Source organism: Providencia sp. PROV040, assembly GCF_032706145.1.
In the GTDB taxonomy this organism is placed as follows: Bacteria; Pseudomonadota; Gammaproteobacteria; order Enterobacterales; family Enterobacteriaceae; genus Providencia; species Providencia hangzhouensis.
Genome location: NZ_CP120530.1, coordinates 1,906,873 through 1,923,357, shown reverse-complemented (window position 1 = coordinate 1,923,357; position 16,485 = coordinate 1,906,873). Strand labels below are relative to the sequence as shown.

Here is a 16,485-nt window from a genome sequence, read left to right as displayed (position 1 = left end):
CAATGGAACTGATTATGGGTTTAGAGGCATTAGAAGCGCAAATAAAACAAGATTTGCAGTATCTAAATTTACCAATAACGTCTTGGTCATTATCAAAAAATAACCCTGAAAACCAAGTTGTTGATGTCGCTATCATTGGTGCGGGTATGTCAGGTATTACAGCAGCATTCGCCCTGAAATTACGCGGTATCAATGCGATTGTTTTCGATCAAGCCCCTGCCGGCAAAGAAGGCCCATGGCAAACCCCTGCACTAATGGAAACACTACGTTCCCCAAAACATGTGGTTGGCCCTGCGCTTGCATCCCCCTCTTTAACTTTTCAGGCTTGGTTTAAAGCCCAGTTTGGCATTCAAAAATGGGATGAACTCGATAAAATCCCACGTTTGCAGTGGGGAGAATACTTGCAATGGTATAAAACCATGACAGAACCCTATGTGCTTAATCAATATCGGTTAGTGGATGTGCAATTAAACGATAACTACCGTGAATTAATTTTTGATACCCCAGAAGGAACGGTCAGTTATCAAGCGCAACATGTTATTTTATCGACGGGTATGGAGTCTTTTAGTGAAGCTAATATCCCTAGTTTTATGAATGATATCCCAACGACCTATTGGGAACATTCATATGCAGGTACTGACTATCGTCGTTTTAAAGGCTTAGACATTGGTGTTGTTGGTTATAGTGCCGGCGCTATGGATAGCTCAGCAACGGCATTAGAAAATGGTGCTAATTCGGTTGAAATTTTAATTCGTGCTAGCGATATGCCTCGTGTAAACCGAGGGAAAGTTGCTGGAAGCGCAGGTTTTACCAATGCATATACCTATTTTACCGATGTTCAAAAATGGCATTACACGGACTATGTTGCCAAAGCCAAAACACCAGCGCCCCACGGAAGCACATTAAGAGTATCTCGTCATGAGAATGCTTATTTCAATTTCAATACTCAAGTTAAATTTATTGAATTAAAAAACAAAAAGTTACATGTCACGACAACGACAGGTAAATTTATATTAGATTATTTGATCTTGGCAACTGGTTATCGGATTAATTGGGCCAAGCACAGCGCCTTTCATCGGTTATCACCGTTAGTTAAAACATGGGGGGATGCATACACGCCATCCATTCATGAAGAAAATGCAGAGTTAGCTTCACACCCTTATTTAGGTAATCATTTTGAATTTCAAGCTAAAAACAAGTCAAACACATTAAAAATCAATCAGTTATATTGTTTTAACTTAAGTGCATCGCTCAGTATGGGCCCGGTCATAGGGTTAATCCCTGGAACGAATATTGGGGCAGAACGATTGGCTGACCATATTGCAGCTCAATTGTACTTGAGTCATCAAGAACAACACCTTGAGCAAGTCAAAAATAGCCAAGAAGCTGAATTATTGGGGGATGAGTGGCAACCCGCTGTACCGCCTTCAGAACGTGTGAAATTAGCTGATAGTGTAGAGTAGATTATGATTACCTTTCAAAACATTCAAAAAGTCTATGAAAAAGATGGGCAGTCTTTAGTTGCATTGCAAGACATTAATTTGCATATCAATAAAGGTGATATCTTTGGGTTTATTGGTTATAGCGGGGCTGGTAAAAGTTCACTTATCCGCTTGGTGAATCAATTAGAAAAACCAACCAGTGGTGTCGTTATTATCAATGGCCAAAATATTGCTGAGCATACCCCAGCAGAAACGCGCTCACATAAAAAAAGCATCGGTATGATTTTTCAGCATTTCAATTTGCTAGAAACGAAAACTGTTGCTCAAAATATTGCGATGCCCTTATTACTCTCAGGTGTCAATAAACAAGAAATCAATCAGCGAGTTGATAGCATTCTTGAATATGTCGAGCTTAGTGATAAAAAAAACCAATACCCTGGGCAGTTATCTGGTGGACAAAAGCAACGAGTGGGCATTGCGCGTGCCTTGATCAACAACCCACAAATTTTATTATGTGATGAAGCCACTTCAGCACTCGACCCGCAAACAACACGCTCAATTTTGCAATTACTAAAAAAGATCAACCAAGAGCAGCATATTACTATTTTGCTAGTTACTCACGAAATGGAAGTTATTGAACAAATTTGTAACCGTGTTGCTGTTATGGGGTCTGGCAAAATTGTCGAAGAAGGAACTGTACTTGATATTTTTGCCAACCCACGCCATGACACAACCAAGAAATTTGTAGGAACCGTATTAAACGAAGAAATTCCAGAACGCGTTCTGCATAGCTTAGAACATCAACAAGATGTTTATCGTCTTGAATTTTTAGGGGCTTCCGCACAACAACCTGTCGTTAATGAGTTAATACTCAAAGAAATTGTCAAAATAAATATTTTGTTTGCCAATATGAAAGAAATTAGTGGTGTCGTGTTAGGCAGTATGTTTGTCCAATTTATTGGTGATAAAGAAAAAATTGAAGATGCAGTTTCTTTTCTTCGCCAACGTGGAGTTGCAGTTAATAAGGGGGCACTATGACACAATTATTCGAAACCGCTTTAACAACTAAACAGTTTTTATTAGCGATGTCAGAAACTTTTACGATGGTTAGCGTTGCGCTCGTACTAGGTTCTATATTTGGGATCTTATTAGGTATCGTACTTGTTGTAACGAGACCAGACGGTATTTGGGAAAATAAATGTATTTATCGTATAGTGAACCCGATTATTAATATTATTCGCTCACTGCCTTTTATCATCTTATTAGTTGCTATGATCCCTCTCACACGCTTTATGGTGGGAACTTCAATAGGAACAACCGCAGCAATAGTGCCATTAGTCATTTTTATTGCGCCCTATACCGCACGCTTAGTTGAAAATTCATTACTCAGTGTACATTCGGGTATTATTGAAGCGGCTGATTCTATGGGAGCGACTAATTGGCAAATTGTTTGGCATTTTATTTTACCAGAAGCAAAGTCATCATTAATTTTAAGTTTAACCGCTGCAAGTATTACTTTAGTCGGTGCAACCGCAATGGCAGGAGCCGTTGGTGGTGGTGGTGTTGGTGACTTAGCTCTAAACTACGGCTACCAACGTTTTGATAATGTTGCAATGGCTATCACCGTTGTTACATTAGTAATTATCGTACAAGGCATGCAATTTATTGGTGACTATTTAGCTAAAAAAGCGCGCTACCATTAATTAGATGGTGAAGGTCGAAAGAATATTCGGCCTTCTCTCTTTTACCTTACTTTATAAGTGCCTATTTTCCCCCTCAATGCTTATGTCCCCCATTTCAAAATTACCTTTAATTAAAAAATTAAAAATAAAGTGAACTGCGGGCTTACTTATTCAAATTTATCATTTTTTTACGTGATTTAACTCACTTTAATAATAAAAAATGCGATAAATAATCAAATTATTTAAATTTATTTATATTATAATCATGTAGATATACTTTTTAATGGATATTATCAGCTTTTCGCTAAAATAATCTATTCTCTATGTATATTTAGTCGTCTTGCTGTTTTTTCGTTTTTTGCTTTCTACGCGCGCTTTACGATGCATCGTCAGCGTTTTATTCACTTACAGATTAAACTGATTATGCCAACTATTGAACAACTCATTTTATTGATTTCTATACTCATTCTTTTGGGAATTTTCTCTAGCAAATTGTCTGCTAGGCTCGGTTTACCTATGCTAGTCATGTTTTTGTTTATTGGCATGTTAGCAGGCGAAGACGGGATAGGTAAGATTACATTTGATAACGTGAATGTTTCCTATGCCGTTGGTTCTCTCGCCCTTGCTTTAATTTTATTTGATGGGGGTCTACAAACATCAGTAAAATCAATTCGTCTAGTTTGGAAACCATCTTTTACACTAGCAACATTAGGCGTTCTTGTCACCGCAGGTGTGACAGGTCTTGCTGCTGCCTATATTCTCGGCGTTCCTCTGCTTGAAGGGCTATTACTAGGCGCTATCGTAGGTTCTACCGATGCCGCAGCCGTTTTTTCCTTACTACGCAACGCGGGGATCTATTTAAATGAACGATTGCAATCCACTTTAGAAATAGAAAGTGCAACAAATGACCCTACGGCCATATTTTTAACTGTTGGTTTATTACAACTTTTAATGAACCCACAAGCTTCAGGTAGTGAATTAATTCTGCTGTTTTTTAGCCAAATGGGAATAGGTACTGTTGTTGGCTTGAGCGTTGGCTGGGTTTCAGTCAAAATTATCAATAAGATTAAGCTATTAGCTACTGGTTTGTATCCTGTGCTTGTCGCTGCATGTGGACTACTATCTTTCGGTCTCGCCAGTAATTTAGAAGGCAGTGGGTTTTTATCTATTTTTGTCACTGGTGTTGTGATTGGTAATCATCGGTTTGTTTTTCAACGCAATACATTTTTGTTCCATGATGGATTAGCATGGCTAAGCCAAATTATCATGTTCGTTATGCTAGGGTTACTTGTCAACCCAAGTTCTCTTATTGAAGTCTGGCTTGAAGGCTTAATTATTGCTCTGGTCTTAACGTTTATCGCGAGGCCATTGGCTGTAATACCTGTTCTAAAATTATTTGGTTTCCCTAAACCTGAAATAACATTAATTTCTTGGGTAGGGTTACGTGGCTCTGTTCCTATTATTCTTGCTATTTTCCCGTTTATCTACGGGCTACCTAATGCCCATTTAATTTTTGACGTGGTTTTCTTTGTGGTATTAATTTCAGCAACCTTACAAGGCTCAACCTTGCCTTACGTTGCTCGTAAATTAAATTTAATGCAGCCACCTCCATTGATCCCTGCGGCCACTTTAGATATTACCGCAGTAGAACAAATAGACGCAGATTTAGTGGAATATACATTAGGAGAGGATTGCTCTGCAGTGGGTCGCCGATTATCGCAACTTGCATTACCTGACCAAACTGTCATTGCAATGATTACGCGTGAAAAAAGTGTTTTACCTCCAAGGGGTTCAACTACCTTTCATGCTGAAGACCATTTATTCGTTGTTCTTAAACCTGAAAATCGTATTTTTCTTGAACGCCTTTTTTCAGAAAAAAACATCTCTGAACACACTCCTATTGAACTTCCCGATACAGGGCTAAGTCTAAAAGGAACGACTCGATTAAATGAGATCTACTCATCTTATGGTATCCAAATTGATAATAGTGATGAAAGGACTCTTAACCAATTTATTTACGCTTCTATATCGGAACCTTTGCAAGATACCATCATAAAATTAGATCAACTGCAATTAAGAATTGGAGAGATGATAGGCACACGTATCGTAACCGTAATATTAGAGCCAATCAAAGAGCAGGAAGGTTAACAGAGCATAAATATCTTACCCAATATTTTTCTTAGATATTGAGTAAAATCTTAAGTAATAATTATTTTAAGGATACAAAAATAAAAGCCCTTTCGGGCTTTTATTTGTTCTTTAATGAAACATAAGATAAAAACAGCTATTGTCATTTTAAGCTATAAATAGCAGGTATATTTAATTTATGTTCCTAATTGAAACAATTAAGAATTAAAGCGAATTACGTTTCATTCTAAAACAATATAGATATTTAGTTACACCAGAGTATATGCAGAGCTTTCAAACCCCTTATTACCCGTGCTCTCATCTACTTGAGTATCCTCTTGCAGGACTTCACTAAAAAACTCACCCATGTTAACGTCTAAAACTTTTAATACTCGAACTAGACAATCTATATCGATACGATTCACACCACGCTCGTAACGAAATAGCTGCTGTTCACTTATATCTATCTCTTTAGCTAACTGAAAAACAGTAAAGCCTTGAGCTCTTCTAAGGGCTTTTATTTTTTGTCCAACTGCACAAGCGACAGGATATTTCGTGTTCATAAACATTCTCGCTTCAATTTATATTTAAGGAAATAAAAATTAGCAGATAATTATCTACATATTTTATTTTTTATATTTATGTGTATAACATTGATAATGCTACAGACGATTCAGCATATATCTAACAGAATGATATACTACCCTTATAATTAGTTTCAACTAGTCCTAAATTGACATTGCAACTATGTAACAAAGTATTTCACGCTATACATTTCCGTATTAAAATCAAAATAATACTTTAATATCACAAAGTTACACGCAATGTGTGTATCACTGCATAGTAATATTCCAGAGGATATGCCTAAACCCTTGGAATATTCATCTAAAAAAGACCTATATAGCCGATGTATAACCTAAAAATAAAGGAAATAAATAGAATTATTTAACACTGTAACAATATTAATGTTATTGATACAATTAAACTCGATGAAAAGTGATAAACCCAGTATAAATGATACTTTTATGTAAAAAATGGTAAAAACAGTCAATTTTATCTCTAAAACTCTCTAATTCGACAAAATATCAGTACGTTAAAAAGCCAGTTAAACTGTTACAATTAGTAAATTACTAAATTTTTAAAGTAGCAAGAAATGGATTTATTATCTACAAGTACCAAACATAACAAAACCATAACGTTAAGAAAGCTTATTATTCATTTTACTAGATGAATATCACAAAATTATGAAAAATAACTTTCATCGACAGTCTGTTTTTGATTCCACTTGTTTCTGTTTTTTTAGGATGAAGGATAATACAAAATTTTAAAAATAAACACAATTTAAGCATTTATAGCTAAATTACAGATTTTTATATTTACGATATAATGAAAGCTATTTATAAAAAATGATAATTACTCGTCCATTCTATGGAAGAGTAATTAGCCATTCATTTATGCTTAAATGACGTCATTATATTTTAAAATATATCCTGCTAATGCCATATTGGAATATAGACATAAAAACTAAGTGGCTTTTCAAAGTACATCTTGAATTATTTTACATATTAGGCGGGCTGTGTAGCCGATAATTCTCTAAGTTCTTATCATATTACTTAGAAAATGCAACTACAAAATAGGTGTATTATTTAGTGAGTAAGTGTTTACTGATCTAAGTATTAGTTTGGATTATTTGCTTGATAATGGCTTGAGATCGTGGGTCGTGCAGGATTGAAATCCTTCGGATTTGCCCTACGGGCTGAACCTGCAACCAGCTTGTCGAGGTACGGCTTAACGACTGAGTGTTTACTTAGGTGACGGTTAGATTGGATTACTTGCTTGGGAATGGCTTGAGATGGTGGGTCGTGCAGGATTGAAATCCTTCGGATTTACCCTACGGGCTGAACCTGCAACCAACTTGTCGAGGTACGGCTTAACGACTGAGTGTTTAATTAGGTGACGGTTAGATTGGATTACTTGCTTAGGAATGGGTTGAGATGGTGGGTCGTGCAGGATTGAAATCCTTCGGATTTGCCCTACGGGCTGAACCTGCAACCAGCTTGTCGAGGTCTGGCTTAACGACTGAATGTTTACTTAGGTGACGGTTAAATTGGATTACTTGCTTGGGAATGGCTTGAGATGGTGGGTCGTGCAGGATTCGAACCTGCGACCAATTGATTAAAAGTCAACTGCTCTACCGACTGAGCTAACGACCCATCTTGGAAGATCTGATTTTTTACTGCTTAGATGGTGGGTCGTGCAGGATTCGAACCTGCGACCAATTGATTAAAAGTCAACTGCTCTACCGACTGAGCTAACGACCCATCTAAATTGTGTTTCAATGCAAATAACTGATGAAGTGGTGGGCGATAGCGGGCTCGAACCACTGACCCCCTCCTTGTAAGGGAGGTGCTCTACCAACTGAGCTAATCGCCCACTTCATGACTTATACTACATTATAATAAATAATTGGTGGGCGATAGCGGGCTCGAACCACTGACCCCCTCCTTGTAAGGGAGGTGCTCTACCAACTGAGCTAATCGCCCAATTATTTATTTTTCATCGTCAACGGTGGTGGGCGATAGCGGGCTCGAACCACTGACCCCCTCCTTGTAAGGGAGGTGCTCTACCAACTGAGCTAATCGCCCCGTCGTCGATGGAGGTGCATTATAGGGATACTGAGTTCTGAGTCAACGCTTTTTCAATAGATTTTTTTCGTTCGTTGCAAAAATAATCAAGATGTTTCAATATTCACCAGAAAAGCTGCCTTTTTAATCAATTACCTATCATTTTCTCTTTATTCTTTTAAGAAAAAAACAGAAACTATTTTTAAAGCGCATTTATTTATGTCAAATTTGGCGAAACAAACTAATTTCTTGTCTTCTATCCTGATAACTTGATTGAGGAATCATTGTAGGATGATAGAATAGATATACATTTTAGCAATGCTTAGACATTTCACTGCTTAGAACATCAAACTCGCCATCAAGTTAATTGTGCCTGTTTTTAGTCTTCTAAACAGTAAACAGATAAGCGCTTCAAAAACATGTTTTGCAATTAAGGCAATCTCGATGAGTAAAATCAAAACCCGTTTTGCACCAAGCCCAACTGGCTATTTACACGTTGGTGGTGCACGTACCGCTCTGTATTCCTGGTTATTTAGTCGCCACAATCAGGGCGAATTTGTCCTGCGTATTGAAGATACTGACTTAGAACGCTCAACTCAGGAAGCTATCGACGCCATTATGGACGGTATGAACTGGTTGAATTTAAATTGGGATGAAGGCCCTTACTATCAAACTAAACGCTTTGACCGTTATAATGATGTCATTGACCAAATGTTAGATGCGGGTACCGCTTATCGTTGTTATTGTTCGAAAGAGCGCTTAGAAGCGTTACGTGAAGAGCAAATGGCAAATAATGAAAAGCCTCGTTATGATGGCTGTTGCCGTGACCATGCACACAACCATACACCTGATGAGCCGCACGTTGTTCGTTTCCGTAACCCACAAGAAGGTTCCGTTATTTTTGACGACAAAATTCGTGGGCCAATTGAATTTAGTAACCAAGAGCTGGACGATTTAATTATTCGTCGTACTGATGGTTCACCAACTTACAACTTCTGTGTGGTTATTGATGACTGGGATATGGAAATTACCCACGTTATCCGTGGTGAAGACCATATCAACAACACGCCTCGCCAAATCAACATTCTAAAAGCATTAGGGGCACCAGTACCTGTGTATGCTCACGTTTCGATGATCCTAGGTGATGACGGTAAAAAACTATCAAAACGTCATGGTGCGGTTAGTGTTATGCAATATCGTGATGACGGTTATTTGCCGCAAGCGCTTCTTAATTATCTTGTGCGTTTAGGTTGGTCTCATGGCGACCAAGAGATTTTCACTGTTGAAGAAATGAAAGAGTATTTCAGCCTTGACGCTATCAGCAAGTCAGCAAGCGCGTTTAATACTGAAAAACTGCAATGGTTAAACCACCACTATATCAATACATTACCAGCAGAAGAAGTTGCAACCTATCTTGCATGGCATATTGAACAACAGAATATTGATACCAGCACAGGACCTCAATTAGTTGATCTAATCAAATTACTTGGTGAACGTTGTAAAACATTAAAAGAAATGGCGGAATCTTGCCACTATTTCTACCAAGATTTCGAAGAATTTGACGCTGATGCGGCGAAAAAACACTTGCGACCTGTTGCTCGTCAGCCTTTAGAAGTCGTAAAAGATAAATTAGCTGCGATAACTGATTGGACGGCTGAAAATGTTCACCAAGCCATCGAAGCAACTGCCGCTGAATTAGAAGTGGGTATGGGTAAAGTGGGTATGCCTTTACGTGTTGCTGTGACAGGTGCTGGCCAGTCTCCAGGCCTTGATGTGACCGTTCACGCTATCGGTCAAGCTCGCTCTATCACTCGTATTGAGAAAGCCTTAGCGTTTATCGCTGAACGTGAAGCTTCTGCTCAATAATTTAATATTATTGGCCCTCAATTTATTGGGGGCCAATTCTCTGATTCATCCTCCCTTCTCCACTCAACTGATTGCAAAATGTTCTATATTTCAGCAATTAAACCTAAAACCCGATTATTTTATTGACACTCTAACTTAGCTTGAATATGATGCATCCCGTCCAAAAGATTTTGTTTGGGGCTATAGCTCAGCTGGGAGAGCGCTTGCATGGCATGCAAGAGGTCAGCGGTTCGATCCCGCTTAGCTCCACCATCTAATTCCCTGTTAGGTGGCACAATACAAAACATTTCGATTGGGGCTATAGCTCAGCTGGGAGAGCGCTTGCATGGCATGCAAGAGGTCAGCGGTTCGATCCCGCTTAGCTCCACCAATCACTTAAATACTAAAAGTCACTATTCACCTCTTCCATTTTAAATCAATAATATCTTTTAGATTATGAATTACTGAGCGGTATAACCACCATCAATAGGAATAAATGCACCGGTTATAAAGCTACTTTCTTCTGATAACAAAAAGGCCACCACATTAGCAATTTCTAGCCGAGTAGCCATTCTGCCCATTGGGTGAGTAGAAGCCATCCACTGCTGCGTTTCCTGTGGTAATGCACTAATATTCGGTGTTTCTATATAGCCAGGGCCAACAGCATTGATACGGATACCTTTTTGAGCGTTCTCTAAGGCAGCGGAACGTGTTAATCCCAGTACCGCATGCTTTGCTGCAGTGTAAGGTGCTATACCCGCTATCCCTGTTACCCCATTGCAAGCTGATAAATTTACGATAGCTCCCCCACCACTACGCAAAATCATAGGAATACTGTACTTCATACCGTGAAATGTCCCTGTTATATCGGTTTCAATCACCTCATGCCAAGCCTCTAAAGGATAATCCTCAATATTGACGCCATGAGGTCCAGTGATCCCCGCATTATTCACTAAATAGTGTAAAACACCGTATTGCTGCTCAATTTTTTCGACTGTTGTTTTAAAGTCTTGTGCATTTGCGACATTCATTTTTATGGCATAGACACGTTGTCCTGTTGGGTCTATCTCTCTAGCGGCTTGTTGTAAAGCGACCTCATTGCGCCCCGTAATTACCGTTATCGCGCCAAGTGAATACAGCTTTTGTGCAATAGTAAAACCGACACCTGTCGATGCCCCTGTAACCAATGCCACTCGCTGATTAAACTTCCCCATAGCTCACCTCAATTATGATTAACTTTAGTTAACTATAATTAATTAACCAAAGTTAATCAACTGGTCGTCTTATTATTAAAATCAATATATACTCAATAGATTGAATGTTACGGAGTTTTCATGATGCCAAATTCTCTTGAAGATGCGCTTTCCCTGCTGCAATGTACGCTAGTTGCGCGCAGAGTTAGCTTTACCCCAGAGCAAATAACTTGGGGTCAATATGATGTGCTAGAGATATTGAGATTAAAAGGGGATTTAACACCAAGCCAGTTAAGCCAATCACTTGGCCTCTCTCGCCAAAATTTATCGAAATTTCTTCGAGCTCTGAAATCTTATGAATTTGTCGAGCAATATCAATCTGAAGAAGATAGACGGGAACTGATCACCCGTTTAACCGACAAAGGGCATCATTTTTTGCAGCGTGCAGCCACAGGACGTGCTGAAAATGCAGCTAAGGTCAAAGCAGCATTAACGCCCCAAGAACAAAAACTATTTATTACTTTAAGTCAGAAAATTACTCACGCACTAGGCCACGATTAACCCCGTTTTAAAGGCTTTACCAGCCCTTCTAAGCCTTCTATTTTTATTCCTAGGGTCATCTCCATTAACTGCCCTAAACGTCCAGCAGGGAACTCTCCTTTCTTATAGAACCATAATAAATATTCTTCAGGTAAATCAATTAAGATACAGCCTTTATATTTACCAAATGGCATATACGTATTGGCCATATCAATGAGATCTTGTTTTTCCATTGTTATTTCTCTTTCGTATCAAAGCATAAAAAACGGCGCTCATTTGAACGCCGTTTCTTAATCTAACATGTTTTAGTGGATTACAAAACTAACCCAACAACCGCTGCGGATAAGAAACTAACTAAGGTTGAACCGTACAGTAATTTTAAACCGAAGCGAGCCACGGTATTACCTTGTTTCTCATCTAAGCCTTTAATCGCACCTGCAATAATACCGATGGATGAGAAGTTAGCGAAAGAAACTAAGAATACGGACAAGATACCAACAGAACGCTCAGATAACCCACCAGCAATCGCTTGTAAGCCATCCATCGCAACGAATTCATTCGTTACCATTTTCACTGCCATAATTCCGCCAACCTGTAAGGCTTCATCGGCAGGAATGCCGAGCATCCATGCAAATGGATAGAATACGTAACCTAACATGGTTTGGAAGTCGATACCGAATACAGCTGAGAAAATACCGTTAATCATCGCAATGAGGGCAATAAAACCAATCAACATCGCTGAAACGATAATCGCTACTTTAAACCCTGCAAGAATATATTCACCTAACATTTCAAAGAAGCTTTGCCCTTCGTGCAGGTTGCTCATTTGAATATCTTCTTCACCTTCCGGTGGGTAAGGGTTAATCAGTGAGAGTACGACGAAAGTACCAAACATATTCAGAACCAATGCAGCGACCACAAAACGCGGCTCTAACATGGTCATGTATGCCCCAACGATAGACATAGATACCGTTGACATGGCTGTTGCTGCCATGGTGTACATTCTGCGGTCTGACATCCGGTTCAATTGGTCTTTATACGCGATAAAGTTTTCTGACTGACCTAATAACAATGAACTGACTGCGTTAAAAGATTCCAACTTACCCATACCATTCACTTTCGATAATACGGTACCGATAATACGGATCACGATAGGAAGAATTTTGATGTGCTGTAAGATCCCGATCAACGCAGAAATAAAGATGATTGGGCATAACACTTGTAAGAAGAAGAACGCTAAGTTCCCTTCAATCATGCCACCAAAAATAAATTTGGTTCCTTCTGCTGCATAGCCTAACAAGTGAGTAAATACCCCTGCCACACCAAGAACAAAAGATTCGCCAATATTCGATTTTAAGAACAAATAAGCTAATGCAATTTGAATAACCAGTAGTTGAACAACATAGCGAGGACGGATCCCTCTACGGTTACTACTGGCTAAAATGGCAAGAGCGGCAATTACTACTAAAGATAAAACGAAATGCAGGATCGAGGTCATATGCGACTCCAACAAATTTAAGAATCAGTCTATGTGCATATTCTATGTAATAGACAACATTTAAATGAGACAGAGGTCACATTAATATGAAAGCTTACTAGGTGTATTTTGCAAAAAGAAGAAGGGGATCACGTTTCAACTATAACAATTCCTAGCATTCGCTTTTTTTGCACAGAAATTTTACTGAGAATTTAAGTTAAGACTTACAACAACCTGCGTATAAAATTGTTGCCTACAGAGATCGTAGGCAACTAAGTCAAATTGAATATAGTTCACTATTAAATATTCAGCAAACGAACCAATTCATTTTCATCAATAACGCGTATGCCAAGTTCATTTGCTTTGGCTAATTTAGAACCAGCGGCCTCACCTGCAATGACCAAATCTGTTTTCTTCGAGACGCTTCCTGAGACTTTTGCACCTAAAGCCACTAACTTGTCTTTGGCTTCATCACGCGTCAATACGCTCATTGACCCTGTTAGCACCACTGTTTTACCTGCAAATGGGCTATCGATTTCTGCACTATTAACGACTTTTACTTCAGGCCAATGAATATTTGCCTTCGTCAGTAAATCTTCAATCACCGCTTGGTTATGAGGTTCACGGAAAAAATTGACCACATGTTTCGCAACTACATGACCAATATCTTGAACGGTTTTTAGTGACTCTTCATCCGCCGCCATCACAGCCTCAAGTGTGGTGTAATGCGCTGCTAAGTTTGCCGCCGTTGCTTCGCCAACCTCACGAATTCCAAGGGCATAAATAAAGCGAGCCAATGTTGTTTGCTTAGACTTATTGAGTGCATCAACCAGATTCTGTGCCGACTTCGGCCCCATTCTATCCAAGCCTGTTAAGATACCCGCACTTAATTGATATAAATCTGCCGGCGTTTTGACATACTCTTTTTCGACTAACTGGTCGATAATTTTATCGCCCATGCCATCCACATCCATTGCTCGGCGTGAGACAAAATGTTTCAGTGCTTCTTTGCGTTGTGCCCCACAAATAAGCCCACCAGTACAGCGTGCCACCGCTTCACCTTCAACTCGTTCGATATCAGAACCGCATACAGGGCAATGGGTCGGGAAGACAATTTCACGGCTATCTGTTGGTCGCTTGTCAACCACAACACTGACGATTTGTGGAATAACATCCCCTGCTCGACGAATAATGACCGTATCACCGATATGCACGCCAAGGCGTTCAATTTCATCTGCATTGTGTAACGTCGCATTACTGACCACCACACCTGCGACTTGCACGGGTTCTAAACGCGCCACAGGCGTGATAGCACCTGTACGCCCAACTTGAAATTCAACATCTTTTAATAATGTAACTTGTTCTTGAGCTGGGAATTTAAACGCAGTCGCCCAGCGAGGTGCCCGAGAAACAAAACCTAATTCTTCTTGAATCGCGATTGAGTTAACTTTAATGACTACCCCATCGATATCAAAGCCAAGATCAGGTCGAACTTGCTCAATTTCATGGTAAAAATCTAATACGGCCTGATGACCAACACGTAATTGAACATAATCACTAACCGGTAAACCCCATGCTTTAAATTGCATCAAACGGTCATAATGAGTGTCCGGTAACGAGCCACCTTCCACAAGCCCAACACCATAACAATAAAAAGTGAGTGGCCTTTTGGCGGTAATACGCGGGTCTAATTGACGTAACGAACCCGCAGCCGCATTACGCGGGTTTGCAAAGACTTTGCCATCCGTTTTACGTGCCTGCTCATTGAGTGCTTCAAAACCTTTTTGGGGCATGAAGACTTCGCCACGGATCTCAACGCGATCAGGAATATTGCTTCCCCTTAAACGCAATGGGATAGCGCGTATGGTTCGTACATTCGCGGTAATATTCTCACCTACGGTCCCATCACCACGAGTCGCCGCTTGTACTAATTCACCATTTTCATACAACAAACTTACCGCTAACCCATCGAGCTTGAGCTCACAACAAAAAGTCAGTTCTTGATGATTTTTCAAACGATCTCTTACCCGCTTATCAAACGCAAGGTAACTTTCTTCATCAAAAACATTATCTAGGGATAACATAGGTATTTCATGGCGTACGGTATCAAACGCAGCCAATGGTGCGGCACCAACACGTTGAGTCGGTGAATCACTTGTAACAAGTTCAGGATGCTGTGCCTCTATCTCTTTTAGACGTTGCATTAACTTGTCATATTCTACGTCTGGAATTTCGGGGGCATCTAATACATGGTATTGATATTCATGATGACGTAACTGTTTTTTTAATTCGTCTATTTCTTGTTTGGTAGTCATGATTCACTCATACAGATAAAAAACCCCCAATTAATGGGGGTTTTGTTCAACGTTTATTTAACTTAATGTGTTTCTAATTCGAGCATGATACACCTCTATTTTTTGAGGTGTCAGCATTTTGCGTTCGTCATCAAGAACAACCCCTCCCGCATCTGATGCGATACGTTGAGCAGCTTGCAACATCAATTTGAAGTTTTGCCCTGCATCACCGTAAGACGGGACCATCATAAACATGGAAACCCCTGGGGTGGTAAAATCAGCCATTGTCTCTGGGTCGAATGAGCCAGGCTTCACCATGTTGGCTAAGCTAAACAAAACAGGCCCCGTACCAGACGGGTTTACATGGCGGTGGAATATTTTCATTTCCCCAAATTGGAAACCAGCTTGTAAAATACTTTGCAGTAATAACTCACCTTGAAGTTCCTGCCCTTGCAAAGCGGCTACGTGAAGTACCAGAACTGTCTCCTTGCTACTTGTTGTAGCAGAATCTTCCTGCGGCTCAGCTTTCTTCTCAATATGCTGCGTCTCTTGTTCATAGGTGCTCGGCTGAGGCTCTTCTCTCAATTTGGTTGAATCAATATGTGGTTCAGCGACAGTTTCAGTGGCTGGCTCAACAATCACTTCCTCACTCATATTAATGGTGAGTTGTTCGGGTACATGAACGGGTTCAGTACGTTGATGCATCGTAGGCTCATTATGAACCGGCGATTTAGCCTCAGGCTCCTTGTTCATAATAATGTCAGGTTCAACCGATGCTTTTGGCTGTATATTAGGCTCAACTGGAGACTCATTTTTTACCGGATATACAGGCTCAGTCGCAGCGGGATGAACAGGCGCCTGCTGAGTCGGTTGATTTTCAGTAAATAATGCAGAATCATCATATTCTGATGAATTCTCCTGCATATCGTTTTTTCTACGTTTTACGGGTCTGTCGCGAAATAACTTTGAGCGCTCTTTACGGCTGGTCCATAAACCATGCAGTAATAAAGCGACAATCGCTATCGCACCTACGACCACTAATATCAGACGCAAATCCTGCATCGCTGCTATCTCTAGTTGATGAATGATAATGCCAACACGGCGGAAACTTCCTTAAGATTATTTCTCAATTGCTCTAAGTGCAACCCCCAGAACGATTTTCTTACAAGAAAGAGAATATTCCGCTTTCATTTGCTGCTTTTTTAAGCGAATAATGGCTAGTCAGCCTAATTTCATATCTATATGATACATGGTCAACCGA

At 39.7% G+C, this 16,485-nt stretch carries 12 protein-coding genes and 7 tRNA genes; 8 read left to right on the top strand and 11 right to left on the bottom strand.

The annotated features are described in order from the left end of the window. Positions 1 to 2 precede the first annotated feature (2 nt). The 4 genes from P3L40_RS08830 to P3L40_RS08815 all read left to right on the top strand — a co-directional run bounded on the left by P3L40_RS08830 (position 3) and on the right by P3L40_RS08815 (position 5,272). Entirely contained in the window at positions 3 to 1,463 is a 1,461-nt protein-coding gene (locus P3L40_RS08830) for an FAD/NAD(P)-binding protein (RefSeq protein ID WP_210852336.1), read from the top strand. Positions 1,464 to 1,466: 3 nt separating this feature from the next. Next, entirely contained in the window at positions 1,467 to 2,480 is a 1,014-nt protein-coding gene (locus tag P3L40_RS08825) for a methionine ABC transporter ATP-binding protein (protein WP_210852335.1), read from the top strand. After that, complete coding sequence (locus P3L40_RS08820) at positions 2,477 to 3,145, top strand: methionine ABC transporter permease (protein WP_004264861.1); 669 nt, start codon at positions 2,477 to 2,479, stop codon at positions 3,143 to 3,145. Before P3L40_RS08825 ends, P3L40_RS08820 begins: the two co-directional genes overlap by 4 nt. 360 nt (positions 3,146 to 3,505) lie before the next feature. Further along, on the top strand, positions 3,506 to 5,272 hold the full coding sequence (locus P3L40_RS08815; RefSeq protein ID WP_227528923.1) for a potassium/proton antiporter: 1,767 nt from the start codon (positions 3,506 to 3,508) through the stop codon (positions 5,270 to 5,272). A 248-nt stretch (positions 5,273 to 5,520) separates the two neighbouring features. On the opposite strand, the gene P3L40_RS08810 is transcribed toward P3L40_RS08815, so the two are convergent. The 6 genes from P3L40_RS08810 to P3L40_RS08785 all read right to left on the bottom strand — a co-directional run bounded on the left by P3L40_RS08810 (position 5,521) and on the right by P3L40_RS08785 (position 7,896). Next, positions 5,521 to 5,814 carry a helix-turn-helix domain-containing protein gene (locus P3L40_RS08810; RefSeq protein WP_036959042.1) on the bottom strand — a complete coding sequence of 98 codons (294 nt, stop codon included), beginning with the start codon at positions 5,812 to 5,814 and terminating at the stop codon, positions 5,521 to 5,523. Positions 5,815 to 7,388: 1,574 nt separating this feature from the next. After that, positions 7,389 to 7,464: transfer RNA gene (locus P3L40_RS08805), tRNA-Lys, on the bottom strand. Positions 7,465 to 7,496: 32 nt separating this feature from the next. Beyond that, positions 7,497 to 7,572, bottom strand: a tRNA-Lys gene (locus tag P3L40_RS08800). Between the two features lie 36 nt (positions 7,573 to 7,608). Further along, a tRNA-Val gene (locus P3L40_RS08795) sits at positions 7,609 to 7,684 on the bottom strand. A 34-nt stretch (positions 7,685 to 7,718) separates the two neighbouring features. After that, positions 7,719 to 7,794, bottom strand: a tRNA-Val gene (locus tag P3L40_RS08790). A gap of 26 nt (positions 7,795 to 7,820) precedes the next feature. After that, a tRNA-Val gene (locus P3L40_RS08785) sits at positions 7,821 to 7,896 on the bottom strand. A gap of 423 nt (positions 7,897 to 8,319) precedes the next feature. On the opposite strand from P3L40_RS08785, the gene gltX reads away from it, so the two are divergent. The 3 genes from gltX (at position 8,320) to P3L40_RS08770 (ending at position 10,111) form a co-directional block, all read left to right on the top strand. After that, a complete protein-coding gene (gene gltX, locus P3L40_RS08780; RefSeq protein WP_210852334.1) occupies positions 8,320 to 9,741 on the top strand; it encodes a glutamate--tRNA ligase in 1,422 nt (473 codons plus the stop codon). A 176-nt stretch (positions 9,742 to 9,917) separates the two neighbouring features. Then, positions 9,918 to 9,993 (top strand) — tRNA-Ala (locus P3L40_RS08775). A 42-nt stretch (positions 9,994 to 10,035) separates the two neighbouring features. Beyond that, a tRNA-Ala gene (locus P3L40_RS08770) sits at positions 10,036 to 10,111 on the top strand. Positions 10,112 to 10,181: 70 nt separating this feature from the next. Here the strand turns inward: P3L40_RS08770 and P3L40_RS08765 are convergent. Next, positions 10,182 to 10,934: an SDR family NAD(P)-dependent oxidoreductase gene (locus P3L40_RS08765; RefSeq protein ID WP_136134211.1), complete on the bottom strand. Its 753-nt coding sequence runs from the start codon at positions 10,932 to 10,934 to the stop codon at positions 10,182 to 10,184. Positions 10,935 to 11,054: 120 nt separating this feature from the next. Between P3L40_RS08765 and P3L40_RS08760 the strand changes: the two genes are divergently transcribed. Continuing rightward, positions 11,055 to 11,474 carry a MarR family winged helix-turn-helix transcriptional regulator gene (locus P3L40_RS08760; protein ID WP_228677319.1) on the top strand — a complete coding sequence of 140 codons (420 nt, stop codon included), beginning with the start codon at positions 11,055 to 11,057 and terminating at the stop codon, positions 11,472 to 11,474. On the opposite strand, the gene P3L40_RS08755 is transcribed toward P3L40_RS08760, so the two are convergent. The 4 genes from P3L40_RS08755 to zipA all read right to left on the bottom strand — a co-directional run bounded on the left by P3L40_RS08755 (position 11,471) and on the right by zipA (position 16,286). Then, the gene (locus tag P3L40_RS08755; RefSeq protein WP_094961728.1) at positions 11,471 to 11,686 is read right to left on the bottom strand and encodes a DUF3820 family protein; all 216 of its coding nucleotides are present in this window, start codon (positions 11,684 to 11,686) and stop codon (positions 11,471 to 11,473) included. The two genes, P3L40_RS08760 and P3L40_RS08755, sit on opposite strands and share 4 nt — an antisense overlap. An 80-nt stretch (positions 11,687 to 11,766) precedes the next feature. After that, complete coding sequence (locus tag P3L40_RS08750; RefSeq protein WP_102137575.1) at positions 11,767 to 12,951, bottom strand: NupC/NupG family nucleoside CNT transporter; 1,185 nt, start codon at positions 12,949 to 12,951, stop codon at positions 11,767 to 11,769. Positions 12,952 to 13,229: 278 nt separating this feature from the next. Continuing rightward, positions 13,230 to 15,245 (bottom strand): NAD-dependent DNA ligase LigA, encoded by a 2,016-nt coding sequence (gene ligA / locus P3L40_RS08745; RefSeq protein WP_096863456.1) that lies wholly within the window; start codon positions 15,243 to 15,245, stop codon positions 13,230 to 13,232. A 57-nt stretch (positions 15,246 to 15,302) separates the two neighbouring features. After that, positions 15,303 to 16,286, bottom strand: coding sequence for a cell division protein ZipA (gene zipA / locus P3L40_RS08740; RefSeq protein ID WP_110591949.1), 984 nt, complete (start codon positions 16,284 to 16,286; stop codon positions 15,303 to 15,305). Positions 16,287 to 16,485 lie beyond the last annotated feature (199 nt).